Here is a 19,498-nt window from a genome sequence, read left to right as displayed (position 1 = left end):
CCATGGCGACCGAGGAAAAACTCCGCGAGTATCTGAAGCGCGCCACCGTCGACCTCGCGGACGCGCGCAGCCGCCTGGCCGACGCCGACGCGGCGCGGCACGAGCCGGTCGCCATCGTGGGGATGGCGTGCCGGTTCCCCGGCGGGGTCGCCTCACCGGAGGACCTGTGGCAGCTGGTGTCCGACCGGGTGGACGCCATCGGGCCCTTCCCCACCGACCGGGGATGGGACTTGGAAGGGCTCTACGATCCCGATCCCGACGCGCTGGGCAAGTCCTACACCAAGCACGGCGGATTCCTTTACGACGCCGGTGAGTTCGACGCCGGCTTCTTCGAGATGAGTCCGCGGGCCGCCCTGGCGACCGACCCGCAGCACCGGCTGTTCCTGGAGGCCACATGGGAGGCCTTCGAGCGGTCCGGCATCGATCCGGCGGCGCTGCGCGGCAGCCGCACCGGCGTTTTCGCCGGGATCATGTACAACGACTACGCGCTGCGCTACAACGGCCAGGCTCCGCCCGGGCTCGAAGGCGTCGTCATGGTGTCGAACGCGCAGAGCGTCATGTCCGGCCGCGTCGCCTACACCTTCGGCCTGGAAGGACCGGCCGTCTCGCTCGACACGGCCTGCTCCTCCTCGCTGGTGACCATCCACCTCGCGGTCCAGGCGCTGCGCAACGGTGAGTGCGACCTGGCCGTCGCCGGTGCGGCCACCGTGCTCGCGACTCCCGACGCCTATGTCGAGTTCTGCCGACAGCACGCGCTGTCCCCGGACGGCCACTGCCGCGCCTTCTCCGCCGACGCGGCCGGGGCCGCTTGGTCCGAGGGGGTCGGGGTCCTGACACTCGAACGGCTGTCGGACGCGCGGCGCAACGGCCGGCGGATCCTCGCCGTGGTCCGCGGTTCGGCGGTGAACCAGGACGGCCGCAGCAACGGCATGACCGCCCCGAACGGGCCTGCTCAGGAACGGGTGATCCGGCAGGCGCTGGCCGACGCGGGCCTGGAGCCCGGCGACATCGACGTCGTCGAGGCGCACGGAACCGGGACGCAGCTGGGCGACCCGATCGAGGCGCACGCACTGATCGCCGCCTACGGCCGCGGCCGTCCGGCCGACCGGCCGCTGTGGCTGGGCTCGGTGAAATCGAACTTCGGGCACACCCAGGCCGCCGCCGGTGTCGCCGGGGTGATGAAGATGGTGATGGCGATGCGGCACGGGGTGATGCCGGCGACGCTGCACGCCGAGGAGCCGAGCCCGCACGTGGACTGGTCGGCCGGATCCGTCGGCCTGCTGACCGAGGCCAGGCCGTGGCCGCGCGGGGGACGGGTGCGGCGCGCCGGCGTCTCCTCGTTCGGGATCAGCGGCACCAACGCCCACGTCATCGTGGAACAGAGCCCTGACGTCGAACCCGAGGCGGCGGCGCCGGAACCGGAGGCCGGCGAGCGGGCGATCCCGTTCGCCTGGGTGATCAGCGCGCAGAAGGACGGTTCGCTGGCCAAGCAGGCCCGGAGGCTGCACGAGCAGGTGGTCCGGAACGCGGCATGGCGCCCCGCCGACATCGCCGGCTCGCTGGCCCGCGGCAGGGCGAAGTTCAAGCACCGGGCCGTGGTCCTGGGACGCGATCGCGACGCGCTGGTCGCCGGGCTCGACGCGCTCGCCGAAGGCACCACGGCAGCCGAGGTCCATCAGGGGACCGGACGCGATGCCCCGAAGCTGGCTTTCCTGTTCACCGGGCAGGGCGGCCAGCGGCTGGGCATGGGCCGTGAGCTCGCGAAGGCGTTCCCGGTCTTCGCCGAGGCCTTCGACGAGGTCTGCGACGCGCTCGACCGGCACCTGGAGCGGCCGCTGCGCGAAGTGATGTGGGCCGAGCCGGACAGCCCGCAGGCCGCGCTCCTGAACCAGACCGCTTTCACCCAGCCCGCACTTTTCGCTTTCGAGGTGGCCGCCTTCCGGCTGCTGGCGTCGCTCGGCGTTCGGCCGGACCAGGTCGCCGGACACTCCGTCGGTGAATACGCCGCCGCCCACGTCGCCGGCATCTTCTCGCTCAGCGAGGCGGCCCGGCTGATCACCGCGCGCGGCGCGCTGATGCAGGCCCTGGACGCGCCCGGAGCGATGGTCGCCATCCAGGCCACAGCCGAGGAGGTGATTCCGACGCTGGCCGCGGTGCGGGACCGGGTCGGGATCGCCGCGATCAACGGTCCGGCGAGCGTCGTGGTGTCCGGGGACGAGCAAGCCTGCCTGGAGGTCGGCGAGGCCTGGCGGGAGCTCGGGCGCCGCACTCGCCGCCTCGCGGTGAGCCACGCCTTCCACTCGCCGCTGATGGAACCGATGCTCGACGAGTTCGCGGCCGTGCTGAAGGAGACCACGTTCGGCCAGCCGGGCATCGACGTCGCGACCAACCTGGACGGCGACCTGACCTGGACCGATCCCGACTACTGGATCGAGCAGATCCGGAGCGCGGTGCGCTTCCAGCAGACCGTGTCCCGGATCGAGGCCAACGGTGTGGCGACGTATCTGGAAGTCGGGCCGGACTCGGTGCTCTCGCCGATGGCCCACGAGTGCGTGAGCGTCGCCGACGCGGCGGTGATCGCGATGAGCCGGCGTAGCAGGCCCGAGACCGACGCCTTCGCCGAGGCACTGGCTCAGGCGTGGATCGCCGGGGTGCCGGTGGACTGGGCGGCGCTGTACGCCGACGGCGCCGATATCGCCCCCGACCTGCCGGTGTACGCGTTCGAACGCGAGCGGTTCTGGCTCGGGATGCCGTCGCACGGCACCGACATCGCCTCGCTCGGTCAGGGCGGGGTCGACCACGCGCTCCTCGGTGCGGCGGTCGAACTCGGCGACGACGGCGGACTGGTGCTCACCGGACGGCTGAGCGTGGAGGCGTTTCCCTGGCTGGCTGATCACGTGGTCTCCGGCACCGTCGTGGTGCCGGGAACAGCGGTGCTCGACATGCTCCTGGAAGCCGGGGCGCGCGTCGGCAGCGCGACCGTCGAGGAAGTGATGTTCGAGGCGCCGCTGGTGCTGCCGCCGTCCGGCGGCCTGGCCGTCCAGGTCGTGGTCGAGGCCGGCGAGCAGGGGACGGCTCGGGGAGCGAAGGTCTACGCGAGGTCCGGTGACGGGAAGTGGGTGCGCGCCGCTTCAGGTGTCGTCGTACCGGGTACCGGCGCGGAGATCTGCGACTGGGCCGCTGTGTGGCCGCCTCAGGATGCTGCGGAGGTTGACGTCGAGACCGGCTATGACGCGATGTCGCCACTGGGATACGAGTACGGACCGAGCTTCCGCGGAGCCACCAGCGTGTGGTCTCGCGGATCGGAGCTCTTCGCAGAGGTCACACTTCCCGACGGGCTGGACACCGAGGGCTTCGGGGTTCATCCGGCGCTGCTCGACGCGGCGTTCCATCCGCTTCTGCTCACCGGCGACGCCTCCGAGCTGCGACTGCCGTTCGTCTTCCGGGGAGTGCGGCTGTGCGCCGACGGCGCGAAGGCGCTTCGGGTACGGCTTCAGGTCTCCGGTGACGACGTCTCGGTCGAGACCGCCGACGGCACCGGGGGATTGGTCCTCGGGATTGAGTCCCTCAGGGTGCGGGCGATCCCGCGCGACGCCCTGGCTTCGGCGTCCACCGCACAGGTGGTGTTCGGCGTGGAATGGACTGAGGTCCCGGTCGGCGGCGCGTCCACTGCCTCGCAGGAGGCAGAACCGGACTTCGACGTGCTGCACTGCACCGGCGGCGACGGAACGGTACGCGAGCTGACCGATCGAGTGCTGGCCACGCTGCAGGACCGAGCCGGCGGCGAGCGTCGCCTGCTGATCGCGACGCGCGGCGCCGTCGGCCCCGAGGTCACGGATCTTGCCGGGGCGGCGGTCTGGGGCATGGTGCGCTCGGCACAGGCGGAGTACCCGGGCCGATTCCTGCTCGCGGACGTTCCGGACGGCTTCGACGACTGGGCGTCGGTCGCCACCGCCGACGAGCCGCAGGTCCTCGTCCGCGACGGTGTGCTGCGCGCCCCGCGACTGGTTCGGCGCGACCCGGTGGCTGCGGACGTCTCCCAGAGCTCCGACACGCGAACCACTCCGAGCACAGACCTGGACGGCACCGTCCTCATCACCGGCGGCACCGGAGGTCTCGGAGCCCTCGTGGCCGAGCACCTGGTCGTCCGCCATCGGGTCCGTCATCTGGTTCTGCTGTCCCGCCGCGGTCCGGACGCGCCGGGCGCGACCGAACTCCTCGCCCGGTTGGGAGAGCTCGGAGGCTCGGCGGAGATCGTGGCGTGCGACGTGTCCGACCGGGACGCGCTGGCCGCCGTGGTCCGCGCGATTCCTTCGGACCTGCCGCTGGTCGGTGTGGTCCACACCGCCGGAGTACTGCGGGACGCGACGATCGAGGGACTCACGCCCGAGCACTTCGCCACGGTCTTCGGCCCGAAGGCCGACGCGGCCTGGCACCTCCACGAGGCCACCGCCGGGCATCCGTTGGCGATGTTCGTGCTCTTCTCCTCGATAGCCGGCGTGCTGGGCAATCCCGGACAGGCCAACTACGCGGCGGCCAACACCTATCTGGACGGGCTCGCGGCCTACCGCCACGCGCGGGGGCTGCCCGCGGTGTCGATCGCGTGGGGGCTCTGGGACAACGAGTCGAGCATGGCCGGCGGGCTCAGCCAGGCCGACGCCGCGCGGATGGCCCGCTCGGGTATCGCGCCGCTGACCGTGGAGCAGGGCTTGGAGGCCTTCGATCTGGCGCTCGGATCGGCGGAGCCGACGATGGCCGCCGCCCGGTGGAACGAGTCGGGTCTGCGCACCCGGGCGGAGAACGGTTCGCTGCCCGCGGTGCTGCGCGGTCTCGTCAGGCCCCTGCGCCGGGCCGCCGGCGCGGCGTCGTCCGGCGGCGCGGTCCTCGCGGCGAAACTCGACGGGCTCTCGGAGAAGGACGGCCGGCGCTTGGTGACCGACCTGGTCCGCGGACACGTGGCGGCGGCCCTGGCGCACTCCAGCGCCGACGCGGTGGACGTCGGCAAGGGCTTCAGCGAGCTCGGATTCGACTCGCTGACGGCGGTGGACCTGCGCAACCGGCTGGAGGCCGAGACCGGCCTGCGCCTGCCCGCCACCCTCGCCTTCGACCATCCGACCGTCTCGGCCCTGGCCGAGCACCTCCACACCACGCTCGCGCCCGCTCCGCCGACCCCGTCGGACCTGTTGCGCGCGGCTCTGGACTCCGTGGCGCGCGTGCTTCCCGACGACGGGGACCCGGGCGTGCGCGCCGAGCTCGTCACGATCCTGCAGAACACCGTCGCGCGCTGGACGTCCCCGGCGACGTCCGCCGGGGCGGAGCTGGCCCGCTCCGTGGCCGCCAAGGTCGGCGAGGCCTCGGACGAGGAGATCTTCGCCCTCATCGACAACGAGCTGTGACCACCCGCCACCGACGCCGCCGCTGCTGAAAGGTTCGGGCCCCATGGCCACTGAGGACAAACTGCGCGAGTACCTCAAACGCGTCACCGTCGAGCTGACCGACGTCCGCCGCCGCCTCGCCGAGGCCGAGACGGCCCGGCTGGAGCCGATCGCCGTCATCGGCATGTCCTGCCGCTACCCCGGCGGCAGCTCGGTGGAGGAGTACTGGGACCTGCTGCGCTCGGGCCGAAGCGGGGTGAGCGAGGTGCCCGCCTCGCGCTGGGACATCGACGAGTACTACAACCCGGACCGGCGCGCGCCCGGCGCGATGTACACCCGCTACGGCGCGTTCCTGCCGGATATCGCCGGCTGGGACGCGGAGTTCTTCGGAGCCTCGCCGCAGGAGGCGCTGCGGATGGATCCGCATCAGCGGCTGCTGATGGAGCTGATGTGGGAGGGCCTGGAGAACGCCGGGACCGCGCCGTCCCGGCTTCGGGGCAGCCGCACGGCGGTGGCCGTCGGCTACATGGACACCGTGCAGTACGGCCGGCTGGAGACCGAGCGGCACGGCATGCAGGTCACCGCCGATCCCTATTTCGGGCAGGGCGTCTCGGCCAGCGTCGTCGCCGGCCGCCTCGCCTACCACTACGACCTGCGCGGACCGGCGGTCACCATCGACACCGCCTGTTCCTCCTCGCTGGTCGGCGTCCACCTGGCCGCACAAGCCCTGCAGAACGGCGAGTGCGACCTGGCGGTCGCGGCCGGCACCTTCCTGATCATCCAGCCGGACACCTACGTCCAGGCCTGCGCGACCTCGATGCTGGCCGCCGACGACCGGTGCAAAACTTTCGACCGCGGAGCCGACGGCTACGTCATGGGCGAGGGCGGCGGACTCGTCGTCCTGGAGCGGCTCTCCTCGGCGCTCCGCAACGGTCGGCGCATCCGAGCGGTGCTGCGCGGCTCGGCCGTCAACCAGGACGGCCGCAGCAACGGCCTGACGGCGCCGAGCCGCGGCGCGCAGGTGGACGCGATCCGCCGCGCGCTCGCGGCGGCGCGTGTGGAGCCCGACGAAGTCGGCTACGTCGAAGCGCACGGCACCGGGACCACGCTCGGGGACGCCATCGAGCTGTCGGCGCTGCACGACGTGTTCGGCGGACGGCCGAAGGACAAGCCGCTGCGGGTCGGAGCGGTCAAGACGAACATCGGGCACACGCAGTCGGCGGCCGGGGTGGCCGGGCTGATCAAGACAGTGCTCGTGCTGGAGCGCGGCGTTCTGCCGCCGATGCTGAACCTCGAAGAGCCGACGGGCTCGGTTCCCGAGGACGGCACGATCGAGCCGGTCACCTCGGCGACCCCGTGGTCCGACGCGGGCTCGCGGCGGATCGCCGGGGTGAGCTCGTTCGGGTGGTCGGGGACGAACGCCCATCTGGTGCTTGAGGCGGCGCCGGAGCAGGGCGACCCGACTGACGGCGCGGCCGCGGACGAGGCTCAGGCCTCCGGCGGCGGCGGCGCCAAAGGCTCCTACACCCTGCCGATATCCGCTGCTTCCGCGCCGGCCCTGACCGCACAGTTCCGAGCGCTGTCGGCGTGGCTGGCCGAGCGACCCGGGCTGGACCTCGCCGACGTCGCGCACACCCTGACCGTCGGCCGTTCCGAACTGGACTATCGCCGGGCACTGACATGCACGGATCTAGCGGACGCCACCCGGAGACTGGCCGAAGCGGCTTCGGCCCCTTCGAGCGCCGCACGCGCGCACAGCCGCCCGAAAGTGGCCTTCCTGCTCCCGGGAGTCGGCGACCACTACGCGGGTATGGGCCGCGGGTTGTACGACACCGAGCCCGTGTACGCCGCGGCCGTCGACCGATGCGTCGCGATCCTCGACGAACGCTGCGGTGTCGACCTGAAGCCGCTGTTCCTCGGCGACTACGAGGCACCGGCATCGGACGGCTTCCTGTCGGAACCCGCCCCCGGCGGCGACCCGATGCACGAGGCCGAGACGGCACATCCCTTCCTGTTCACCGTCGAATACGCGCTGGCCGAACTCCTCGCGCACCGCGGCGTCACGCCTGACGTCCTGGTCGGCTACAGCCTCGGCGAATACGTCGCCGCCTGTCTGGCCGGGGTCTTCACCCTCGAAGACGCCCTGGTGGTAGTCGTCGAACGGGCCCGCATGATCGCCTCGGCACCGCCCGGGCGCATGCTCGCCGTCGCCGCCGACGAGCAGACGGTGCTCGCCGCGGTCCAGGCCGCGAGCGCCGAGGTGGACGTCGCGGCGATCAACGGACCGTCGATGACCGTGGTCAGCGGTGACGCCGACGGGATCGAGACCCTGACCCGGCACCTGGCCACCGCGCAGATAGCCTGCCGCGCACTCCGATCCGTGCACGCCTTCCACTCCGCGCTCTTGGAACCGGCACGGGAGAAGCTGGCCGCCCTGCTCACGTCGATCCCGTGCCAGCCTCCGACGACCGTGATCATCTCCAATCGCACCGGCCGGGCCCTCAGCGCCGCGGAAGCCGTCTCCGCCGACTACTGGGCCGACCACTTGGTCAGCCCGGTCCGTTTCGCCGACGGCGCGCGCCGCTGCGCCGAACTGGGTGTGGACGCCTACATCGAGCTGGGAGCCGGCCAGACGCTCGGCGGCTTGGTGCGGGAGAACATCCGCGGCGTCGGCGACCCGGGCTCCGTCCCGACGATCGTCGGCACGCTTCCCGTGCTGTGGCAGTCCGACCAGCGCCCCGACGACCAGACCGAGCTGGCCGCGGCCTGCGGTCGCTTGTGGGACGGCGGAGTCCCGGTCGATTGGCGGGCCGCTGGGAGCGCCGGCCAGATCGTCACTCTGCCGACCTATCCCTTTCAACGCACCAGGTTCTGGCCCGAGGGCGAGGCGACGTCCCCGCGACCGGTGTCGGCTCCGTCCTCCACCGAGCCGGCAGACATCTGCTACGTGCAGTCCTGGCGGCAGGACGCCGCCCGGACCGTGCCGACGACCCTCACCCTGCCCGGCCCGCTCGTGATCTTCTCCGACGCCAGCGGGCTCGGCGCAGAACTCGCAGCCCGCGCCGAGGCGGCGGGCACGTACGTCGTCGAGGTCGCGGCGGGCTCGCGGCCCGAAGACCTCCGCGAGGTCTTCGCCGGCCTCGAAGGTCCGATTCACGTCGTCCACATGGGAGGCGGCTACACCGAACTCCTGCTCGTCCTCCAGTCCGCCCGGATATCACGTCTCGTCACCGTGACGCGCGGGGCCGCGGAGATCGTGGGCTGCGACGTCCTGGATCCGGACCGGGCGGCGGTGCACGGACTGGGACGCGTCGCCCGGTACGAGTACGCCGGTCTGACGTGGCAGGGAGTCGACCTCGAAGTCACCAGCACCGCCGACCACCTGGTCCGCGAACTCGCCGACGACCATCCGGCCATGGCCGGATGGCGCAACGGCCGCCGGTGGGTCCAGGACTGGGCGATCGTGCCCACCTCCGATGCCGATGCCGATGCCGATGCCCATACCGACGCCGATGACGGCGCGGAGCCGGTATGGCGCGATGACGGCGTCTACCTCATCACCGGCGGAACCCGCGGGCTCGGCCTCGGGTTGGCGCGACACCTCGTGCGCTCCGGCGTCCGCAGACTCGCGCTGGTCAGCCGGAACCCGCAGAACACTGACATCGCAGACCTGCAGTCCGCGGGCGCGCAGGTGCTCCTGCTCGCGGCCGACGTCGGAGCACCAGACGAGCTCCGAGCCGCCATCGGGCAATGTCGTGCACATTTCGGAGCACTCCACGGCGTCATCCACGCCGCGGGGCGTCCGGCCAGCGGCATGATCCAGCGTCAGACCCCTGAGGAAGCCGAAGCCGTCTTCGCCCCGAAGACCATGGCGATGGGCCCCTTCACCGAGCTCCTCCGATCCGACGATCCGCCGGAACTCCTGGTCCTGTATTCCTCGGCGATCACCGCCCTCGGCGGCATCGGCGAGGGCGACTACTGCGCGGCGAACACCGTGCTCGACGCCTACGGCGCGGCCCTGTCCGCCTTCGCCCCGGACACCAGAGTCCTGACCGTCGCCTGGGGCCCGTGGCTGCACGACGACTGGCAGGTCGCCGCCCTCGAAGGCGTCGGCGGCGGTCTGGCCGACAAGGTCCGGGCGCACCGTCAGCGGTACGGCTTCGAAGAGGAAGCCGGCTGCGCTTTCCTGGACCGCCTCATCCGCACCGGCCACGGCAGCGTCGTGGCCATGCGGCAGCCGATGGCGGACGCGCTGGCCGAATGGTCGGCGATCCTCGACATCGACTCCCTGGTCGGCACCGTCGAAGCGCGGTCGACCGCTGAGCGTTTCCCACGGCCGAGCCTGCGCACCGAATACGCGGCCCCGCGCAGCGAACTGGAACAGACCGTCGCCGAGGTCTGGGGCGCGTTCCTGGGCATCGACCGGGTCGGCATCCACGACCCCTTCTTCGACCTCGGCGGCAACTCCCTGGTGGGCCTGGCGATGGTGCGTGCGCTTGAGGGCGAACTGGAGATCCCCATCCCCCCGGCGACCCTGTTCGAGCACCCGACGGTCGCGGAGTTCGCCGAGGCACTGGACCGGGTCCGCAGCGGAGCCGGACCCGGTGCCACCGACCTGATCGCGATCAGCGCGGATCGGGGCCAGCGCCGCCGGCGCGCCCGACCTGGAACCCGGAGATGAGAAGCGAGATGACCGACACCCTCGATCAGGGCGCCGAGGCGGCCGGGACGGACATCGCCATCGTCGGCATGTCCGGACGGTTCCCCGGTGCCGGCAGCGTCTCAGAGCTCTGGGACGCGATCCGCGCCGGGCGCTCCGGCGTGACCCGCTTCACCGACGGCGAGCTGCTCGCCGCCGGCGTCCCCCGCGCCCTGTTGGCGGACCCGGCCTACGTCAAGGCCGGTGCCGTGATCGACGGCTACGACCTGTTCGACGCGGGCTTCTTCGGCTACGGCCCGAAGGACGCGCAGATCCTGGACCCGCAGCAGCGCCTGTTCCTGGAGCACTCCTGGCACGCGCTGGAGGATGCCGGTTGCGATCCTTCACGCTTCGACGGCGCGATCGGCGTGTTCGGAGGCAGCGCGTTCAGCACCTACCTGCAGAACAACCTCGGCCCCAGCGGGACCGCGGCCGCGCTGGGGGACCTGGTCGTGGGCCTGGCCAACGACAAGGACTCGCTCACGACTCGGGTCGCGCACAACCTCGACCTGACCGGCCCCAGCTACAGTGTGCAGAGTTACTGCTCGACGTCGCTGGTGGCGGTGTGTGCCGCGGCGTCCAGCCTGAGCGCCTTCGAGTGCGACCTGGCACTGGCCGGCGGCGTCAACGTCGCGGTGCCGCAGCGGGTCGGGTACCTCTATCAGCCCGGCGGCATCGCGCCGCCGGACGCCGAGACGCGGGCCTTCGACGCGGCCGGGCTCGGGGCTCCGGTCGGCAGCGGCGTCGGCGTCGTGGCCGTGCGCCGGCTGGAGGACGCGCTGGCCGACGGGGACCGGGTCTACGCGGTCATCCGGGGCTGGGCCGTGAACAACGACGGCGGACGGAAGGTCGGATTCACGGCTCCCGGCGTCCGGGGCCAGGCGGCCGTCATCGCCGAGGCCCTGTCCGTGGCCGGTCTCGCCCCCGCCGACATCGACTACGTCGAGGCGCACGGCACCGGCACCGCCCTCGGCGACGCCTCAGAGATCGCCGCTCTGCAGCAGGTGTTCTCCGGCGAGAGCCTGCTGATCGGCTCGATCAAGACCAACGTCGGGCACCTGGACCGGGCGGCCGGCGTCACCGGGCTGATCAAGGCCGTGCTGGCACTGCGCAGCGGCGAGATCCCGCCGACGCGCAACCTCACCGATCCCAACCCGCAGCTCGCCGCCGGCGCGGCGAAGCTGGACGTGGTGACCCGGCTGACGGACTGGCCGGACCGCGACGGCCGCCCGCGCCGCGCCGGGGTCAGCGCGTTCGGGATCGGCGGGACGAACGCGCACACGGTGCTCGAACAAGCGCCGGTCACGGCGCGGCCCGAGCCCTCGCCGCGTCCGGAGCTGCTGGTCTGGTCCGGCCGCAGCGCCGCGGCGGCCGAGGCGATGACCGAACAGCTCGCCGAGCACCTGGCCTCGCCGGCCGGAGCAGGAGACCGACTCTCCGATATCGCGCACACGCTTCAGTCCGGGCGTCGGGTCTTCGAACATCGCAGGATCCTGGTCGCGTCGTCGATCCACGACGCGGTCACTGGAATCCGCGACGCTCAGGTCCTCGTCCGCGCTGAGACGCGCACCGACCGCGAGGTCGGGTTCCTCATCGCCGGCACGGGAGAGCAGTACCCGGGCATGGCCGCGGATCTGTACGCGGCCGAACCGGTGTTCCGCGAGGCGCTGGAGCAGTGCCGCGCCGTTTTGATCGAACGGCTCGGGGGAGTGGACCCACTTCAGGAGATGCTGTCCGCGCGGGAGTCCGGCGAGGCGGCCGGGCTCGCGCGGATGCTGGGACGCGAAGCCGTCGAAGAGTCACACCGCGACGGTGCGGCCACCGATCGGCTCCAGCCCGCGGTCTTCGCCGTCGAATACGCACTGGCCAGGCTTCTGATGGCCTGGGGCATCCAGCCCTCGGTGATGATCGGCTACAGTCTCGGCGAGTACGTCGCCGCCTGCTTGGCCGGCGTTGTGAGCCTTGGCGACGCGTTGGCTCTGGTTGCCCGCCGGGCGCAGCTCATCAATACCCTGCCGACCGGTTCCATGGCGGCGGTGCCGCTGCCGGTCGCCGATGTCCGGGTCCACCTCGAACGCTCGGAGATCGAGGCGGTGGACGTCGCCGCGGTCAACGGCCGCGAGGTGACGGTCGTCGCCGGCCCGCCGGAGGCGATCGACCGGTTCAGGGCGTTCCTGGAGACCGGGAGCGTGCCGGTCCGGCCGCTGGCCACCAGCCACGCGTTCCACTCGCGGATGCTGGAACCGGTCAAGGACGAGCTGACGGCCTGGATCGGCCAGCACATCCGGCTCTCAGAGCCGCAGATCCCTTACATCTCCGGCGTGACCGGACAGCTCGCGACCGCCGACCAGGTCACCGACCCGGGTTACTGGGCCGAGCACATGTGCCGGCCGGTGCTGTTCGACGAAGGACTCAAGACCCTGATCGCCACCGGCGACCCGGCGCTGCTGGAAATCGGTCCGGGGCCCTCGCTCGGCGCGATGGCCCGTGGGCACCGGGACCTCCCGCGCGACCGGTGGTCGTTGGTGGTGGCCACTCTTCCGTCCGCGGCCGACCCCCGCGAGGCGAGCACTGTGCTCGCCGAGGCCGTCGGACGGTTGTGGCTGGCGGGCGTCCCCATCGATTGGGACGGCTACCAGGCCGGGAGGCCGGTCGCCAAGACGGGCCTGCCGGGATACGCGTTCCAGCGGGAGCGGTACTGGATCGACGCGCCGCGCGAGCAGGAGCCGGCCACGCCCGAGGCACATGTGCGGCTGATGAGACCCGAGTGGATCAGCCAGGCGGCGACCGGCGCGGCAGTCACGCTCGGGCGCTGCCGGGTGCTCGGCGACACCGTCGGGCTGGCGCAGGCCTTGACCGGCGCCGGCGCCGCGGTGGTCGCGGACGGCACCGCCGACACCGTCATCGACCTGCGGTTGCTCACCGAACCCGGCGACGACCCGGTGTCCGCGTTCGCAAAGCTCGCCGATCAGCTCGGCAGCGAGGGCGCCGGTTCGACGACCAGGCTCGTCATCGTCACGCGCGGCGGACAGGCCGTCCTCGGCGAGGATCGGCCGGTGCCCGAACAGGCGGCGGCCGATGCCCTGCCGGTGGTCGCCAACCAGGAGTACCTGAACCTGGAGTGCCGCGCGGTCGACCTCGATCCCCGGGGGAGCGCCGAGGACGTGGCCCAAGCTCTGACCGCGGAGATCAGCCAGTCCTCGCAGGACATCCTGGTCGCCTACCGAGGCGGCCGGCGCTACGTCCGCACCTTCGCGCCGATCGAGTTCAGCGCGGAGCCCGCGCCAGAGCCCGATTCGGCCGACACGGCGAGCGCCGCGACCGCGATCCGATCCGGCGGCACCTACCTGATCACCGGTGGCGTCGGCGACGTGGGCCTGCTCATCGCCGAGCACCTGGCCCGGCAGGGCGCGGCGCGCCTGATCCTGACCAGCCGCTCCGGCCGCGAGCCGGAATCCCTGGCCCGCGTTCGCGATCTCGGGGCCGAGGTCGTCGTCGCGGCGGTCGACGTCACCGACACCGACGCGATGCGCGAGCTGCTGACCACGGCCGGCCGCGTCGACGGCATCATTCACGCCGCCGCGCAGACGGCTCAGGACACGTTCCGGCCCCTCCGCTACGCCGACCCGGCATCAGTGGCGGTCCACTTCGGCGCCAAGGTCCGGGGCGCGCAGGCCCTGGCGGCCATCCTCGCCGAGCTCCCCGAGGACCAGGCTCCTGATTTCTGCCTGCTCTTCTCCTCGACCTCTTCCGTCCTCGGCGGACTGGCCTTCGGCAGCTACGCGGCGGCCAACGCGGCGCTGACGGCGATCGGCCACCGACCCGACTCCGCGTCCACGCGCTGGATCACCGCCTGCTGGGACACCTGGGCGCCGACCCTGGCGCGCCTCGGCGGCCCGGTCGGCGAGACCATGACCCGCCACGCGATGACCGAGCGGCAGGCCCTGGCCGCGTTCGACGCGCTCCTGGCCCCGGACCGGCCCGCGGAACACGCCGCGATCCTCGTCGTCGCCGGCGGCCTGGACGACCGGCTGCCCAGAGTCGCCGCCCCCGCGGACGACCTCGTGCCGCTCCCGCCGCCGACGCCGGTCGGCGAACGCTTCCCCCGCCCCGAGCTGCCCCAGCCCTACAGCCCCCCGATCACCGACACCGAGCGCGCGCTGGCCGAGGTCTGGTCGGACTGCCTCGGCGTCGAACCGGTCGGGACGCGTGACAACTTCTTCGACCTCAGCGGCACCTCGCTGCTGGCGCTGCAGATGCTCACGATGGTCAAGCAACGCTTCGGCGTCACGCTGCCCTCGGTGATCCTGTTCGAGGCGCCGACCGTCCACGACCTGGCCGCGATGCTCGACGAGAAGGGCGCGGCGCTCACCCCCGGCGCGCAGGCGCCCGAGCCCGCCAGGCCGGCGGTGCCGATGGTGCCGGCGGTCCCCGCGGTCCAGCGGACCGGGACGGAGATCGACCACCAGATAGCCGTCGTGGGGATGTCCGGCCGATTCCCCGGTGCGGACGACGTCGCGACCTTCTGGCAGAACATCCGCGACGGTGTGGAGTCCATCAGCTTCTTCGACGAAGCCGAACTTCTCGCCTCCGGCGTCACGCCCGACCTCATCGCCGACGACCACTACGTTCCCGCGCGCCCGGTTCTGGCCGACGTCACCGGCTTCGACGCCGCTTTCTTCGGTCTGAGCCCGCGCATGGCCGCGCTCACCGACCCGCAGCAGCGGCTCTTCCTCGAAGTCTGCTGGGAGGCCCTGGAGAACGCCGGCTACGCCGCACCCGAACACCGGGGCCGCGTCGGTGTCTTCGGCGGCTCCAACATCAGCACCTACCTGCTGCGCATGCCGGAGGAAACCCTGCTCGGCGGCGACGTCAGCACCTACGAGATCATCATGGGCAACGACAAGGACGCCCTCACCACGAACGTCTCCTACCTGTTCGACCTGCGCGGCCCGAGCGTCGCGGTGCAGACGTTCTGCTCGACCTCGCTGGTCGCCGCGCACATGGCGATGCAGAGCCTGCGCACCGGCGAGTGCGACCTGGCCATGGCCGGCGGCGTCTCGATCCGGGTGCCGGACAAGGTCGGCCACATCTTCGGGCCCGGCGGCATGGAATCGCCGGACGGCCACGTACGCACCTTCGACGCGCAGGCGCGCGGCAGCATGTTCGGCGACGGCGCGGCGGTCGTCGTGCTCAAGCGGCTCGCCGACGCGCTGCGCGACGGCGACCACATCTGGTCGGTGATCCGCGGCTCGGCGATGAACAACGACGGTGCGCTCAAGGTCGGGTACACCGCGCCGAGCGTCGTCGGGCAGGCCCGGGTGGTCGCCGACGCGCTGGCCGACGCCGGGATCACCGGCGAGGACGTGAGCTACATCGAGGCGCACGGCACGGCCACCGAACTCGGCGACCCGATCGAGATGGCGGCGCTGACCCGGGCGTTCGGGCCGACGCGGACGCGGCAGTACTGCCCGATCGGCTCGGTCAAGACCAACGTCGGGCACCTGGACCGCGCCGCCGGTGTGACCGGTCTGATCAAGACCTCGCTCGCGCTGCGCGACCGGGTTATCCCGCCGAGCCTGCACTACACCAGCCCCAACCCCGAGATCGACTTCGAGAACAGCCCCTTCTACGTCAACACCGCGCTGAGTCCCTGGCGGACACGGGACGGGCGGCCGGCCATCGCCGGCATCAACTCCCTCGGCATGGGAGGGACGAACGTGCACGTCGTGGTGCAGGAAGCGCCGCGAAGGGACACCGGTCCCGGGGCGGAGCGTGAATCAGGGCGCCGATTCCAGGTGCTGCCGCTGTCGACCCGGAACGCCGCGGCCGCCGACCAGTCGGCCACCCGGCTGGCCGAACACCTCGCCGGTCCCGGCTCCGGCCACGACCTCGCCGACGTCGCCTACACGCTGCAGATCGGCCGCAAGACCTTCGAGCACCGGCGGGTGGCGGTCGCCGAGACCGTGGAGAGCGCCGCGAAGGTCCTGGGCGGGAGCAGCCCCGGCCTGATGAGCCGGGTCGACGCGGTGCGGGGCCGGCAGGTCGCGTTCCTGTTCACCGGAACCGGCGAGCAGTACCCGGGTCTCGTCGCAGAGCTCTACCGCCGGGAACCAGTCTTTCGCGACGAGCTCGACGAGTGTCTGCGGACGCTGCGCGAAGCTCTTCCGAACGTCGACCTCACCGATCTGCTGGCCGGTCCCCGGGTGTCCGGCGGCGGCTTGGCGGCTCTGCTCGGCCGTGACGAATCAGCACCCGATGACCGCACCTCGGCTCTGGAGGACACCGCGGCCCTGCAGCCGGCCCTGTTCGCGGTCGAGTACGCGCTGGCCCGAACCCTGATGGCCTGGGGTGTGCGACCGCGCTTGATGCTCGGCTACAGCCTGGGGGAGTACGTCGCGGCCTGCCTGTCCGGGGTGCTCTCGGTACCGGACGCGCTGGCCCTGGTCATCCACCGCGCCAAGCTCATCGCAGCCCTCCCGCACGGCGCGATGGCGGCGGTCTCGGTGTCCGCGGCGGAGCTCGCGGACCGCTACGACTTGTCGAGCCGGAACCTCGACATCGCCGCGCTCAACGGTTCCGAGATCACCGTGGTGTCCGGGCCCGCGCCGGACGTCGAGGACTTCGTCAGTGAACTGCGAGCGGCCGAGATCGCGTGCCGCACACTGCAGACGACGCACGCGTTCCACAGCCGCATGCTCGACGGCGCCGCCGCCGACCTCACCGCCTGGATCGGCTCGAACGTCACGCTGAACGCTCCGAAGACCCCCTACATCTCCAACGTCACCGGTGAGATCGCGGACGCCGGCCTGGTCTGCGATCCGGCCTATTGGGCGCGGCACATGACCGGCACCGTGCAGTTCGCCGCCGGGATCCAGAACCTGCTCGCCGACCCTGAGCTGGCCATCGTGGAGATCGGCCCCGGCACGTCGCTCGGCGCGCTGATCCGTGGTGCGGGCGGCGACCCGAAGCGCTGGCCGCTCATCGTTGGCACCTTGCCGGCCGCCGCCGACAGCCGGCCCGACGACGCCGTGCTGGCCGACTGCCTGGCCCGGCTGTGGTTGCTGGGTGTCGACGTGGACTGGCCCGCGTTTCACGGCCGCTCCGAGCAGATCGGCGCCTCGGAGCACGCTGACGGCCGGCCCGACGAGCGTCTGCCGGGCCGCGTGCCGCTGCCGACCTACCCGTTCCAGCGCCAGAGGTACTGGATCAGCGGAAGGGGCGGCGGCGAGTCCGAACGGCACCGGGCCGGCGAGTTCACAGCGGGTCAGGCTCCTGATGCGAGCAACCTGTTCGAGGCCGTCGCGAGCCTGCCCAAGCTGCCGGAAGAACAGTGGCTGCACGTACCCGTCTGGCGGCAGACCGCCATGCCCGCGCGGGGTCCGGCACCCGCCTCCCGGCTGGTCTTCACCAGGGACGGTGCCGCCGATGATGTGGCCCGACGCCTCGGGCCCGATGCGGTCATGGTCCGTCCCGGCAGACAGTTCGCCGTCCTGGACGACGGTTTCACGGTTCGACCCGGCAGCCTCGAAGACGCCGTGTCCCTGCTGCGGGCGCTGAAGCAGCCGCTGGACCAAGTCGTCCATCTGTGGAATCTGGAACCGGTGGCGCGGGCCGATGCCGGTGCCCACGGCCTGCACACCCTCGTGGCACTGGCCCGCGCGGCCGGCGAGTTCGGTATGGACAGCTGGTCGCTGGACGTCGGCGTCTCGGGAACGCAGCAGGTCCTGCGCGGCGACGTCACCGATCCGGACGCCGCGACCCTGATGGGCCCCTGCCTGGTCATCCCGCTGGAGTTCCCGAAGGTCACCGCGCGCCTCATCGACGTCGACGAGCCCGCGGACCTGCCCGCCGAGCTCGGCCGCGCCCGGACCGACCGCATCGTCGCGCTGCGCCGGGGCCGCCGCTGGATCCCCGGCTACGAGACCATGGCCGTCGACGAATCAGCCGTCGAGCAGGGCAGCGGCCTGCGCGACGGCGGCGTCTACCTGATCACCGGCGGCCTCGGCGGTGTCGCGCTGGGCCTGGCCGAGCGGCTCGTCCGCGACCGCGAGGCCAAACTCGTCCTGCTCGCCCGGCACGGACTGCCGCCGCGCGAGCAGTGGCACTCCGACACTCTGAACTCCACGGACAGACAGCGCGTTCAGCGCGTCGAGGCGCTTCTCGCCCTCGGCGCCGAGATCGAAGTCGTCACCGGCGACGTGACCAAGCCCGACGACGTCCGCAAGGCCGTCGACACCGCGGTGGAGCGCTTCGGCGCCGTCCACGGCATCCTGCACGCCGCCGGCGTCCCGGGCATGGGCCTGATGCAGTTCAAACACCCCGCCGAGCTCGACCAGGTCACCGCCCCGAAGATCGACGGCGCGCGGGCCATCACCGAAGCGCTCGGGGTCGGCACCGACGGCGAGATCAAGCTCGACTTCGTCGTCTACTTCTCCTCGATCACCTCCGCCACCGGCGGCGGTCCCGGCCAGGTCGACTACTGCGCGGCCAACGCCTTCCTCGACAGCTACGCCGGCGAACTCGCCGCGACCGGCCGCCGGGTGGTCTCGATCGACTGGGGCGAGTGGACCTGGAACGCCTGGGAACAGGGCCTCGACGGATACGACGAGAAGCTCCAGACCTTCTTCCGCGAGAACCGCGCCCGCTTCGGCATCGGCTTCGACGACGGCTGGCGCTCCCTGCAGCGGGCACTGGCCGCCGGCGAACCGCGCGTCGTGGTGTCCACTCAGGACTTCCCGCTGGTCGTCATGGGCAGCGCGCAGTTCACCATCGAGGCCGTCATGCCCTCGCGCCGGCAGTCCGGCGAGCGGTATCCGCGGCCTGAGCTGGTGACGTCCTACCAGGAGCCGTCGGGCGAGGACGAGGCGAAGATCGCCGAGATCTGGCGGGACGCGCTGCGGCTGGAGCTGGTGGGCGTCCAGGACAACTTCTTCGAACTGGGCGGCAACTCGCTGCTCGGCGTCAGCATCGTGGCCGCGATGCGCAAGGAGTTCGGTCTGGCCGAGATGCCCCCGCACATCCTCTACGAGGCGCCGACGGTGGCCGCGCTGGCGCTCGTCGTCGAGTCGGCCGCGGCCGGGACCCCGTCCTGGTCCTCGTCAGGACCCGAAGACGACGGGAACCAGGTCCGCGCCCAGCTGCGCCGGTCCGGGCTCGAAGCCTCGGCTTCCCGCCGGCGTGCCACCGCCGAAGCGAGCGCCGCTGATCCCCGTCCGACGGACAACTAGATGATTGATTCCTGGGGGTACCGGCGCGAAACGGCTGATCAGCGGCGCCTGGCCGCCCCGGCCGCCCACCCACAGCCAAACCAGGATGAGGGAGGTCGTCCGTGTCGCCCATGCTTGCTGCTGAGCCGTTTCGCAAGTTCACATGTCAGCTGCGGTTCCGTATGCCGGAACCCCCAGGAATCAATCATCTAGCC

2 protein-coding genes and 1 pseudogene are annotated in these 19,498 nt (G+C 72.0%); all 3 read left to right on the top strand.

Translation table 11 applies throughout. The annotated features are described in order from the left end of the window. Nucleotides 1–20 precede the first annotated feature (20 nt). Nucleotides 21–5,396, top strand: a pseudogene (locus ABH935_RS41255) (SDR family NAD(P)-dependent oxidoreductase); the annotation flags it as partial. A gap of 43 nt (nt 5,397–5,439) precedes the next feature. Next, nucleotides 5,440–10,056, top strand: a complete 4,617-nt coding sequence (locus ABH935_RS41250) for an SDR family NAD(P)-dependent oxidoreductase (protein ID WP_370383431.1) — start codon at nt 5,440–5,442, stop codon at nt 10,054–10,056. Between the two features lie 8 nt (nt 10,057–10,064). Then, nucleotides 10,065–19,304 carry an SDR family NAD(P)-dependent oxidoreductase gene (locus tag ABH935_RS41245; protein ID WP_370383430.1) on the top strand — a complete coding sequence of 3,080 codons (9,240 nt, stop codon included), beginning with the start codon at nt 10,065–10,067 and terminating at the stop codon, nt 19,302–19,304. Nucleotides 19,305–19,498: the final 194 nt, after the last annotated feature.

The sequence above is a fragment of the Catenulispora sp. GAS73 genome (genome assembly GCF_041262085.1).
In the GTDB taxonomy this organism is placed as follows: Bacteria; Actinomycetota; Actinomycetes; order Streptomycetales; family Catenulisporaceae; genus Catenulispora.
The sequence above is the reverse complement of the archived record's forward strand: the minus strand, read 5'-3'. Positions and strand labels throughout refer to the sequence as shown.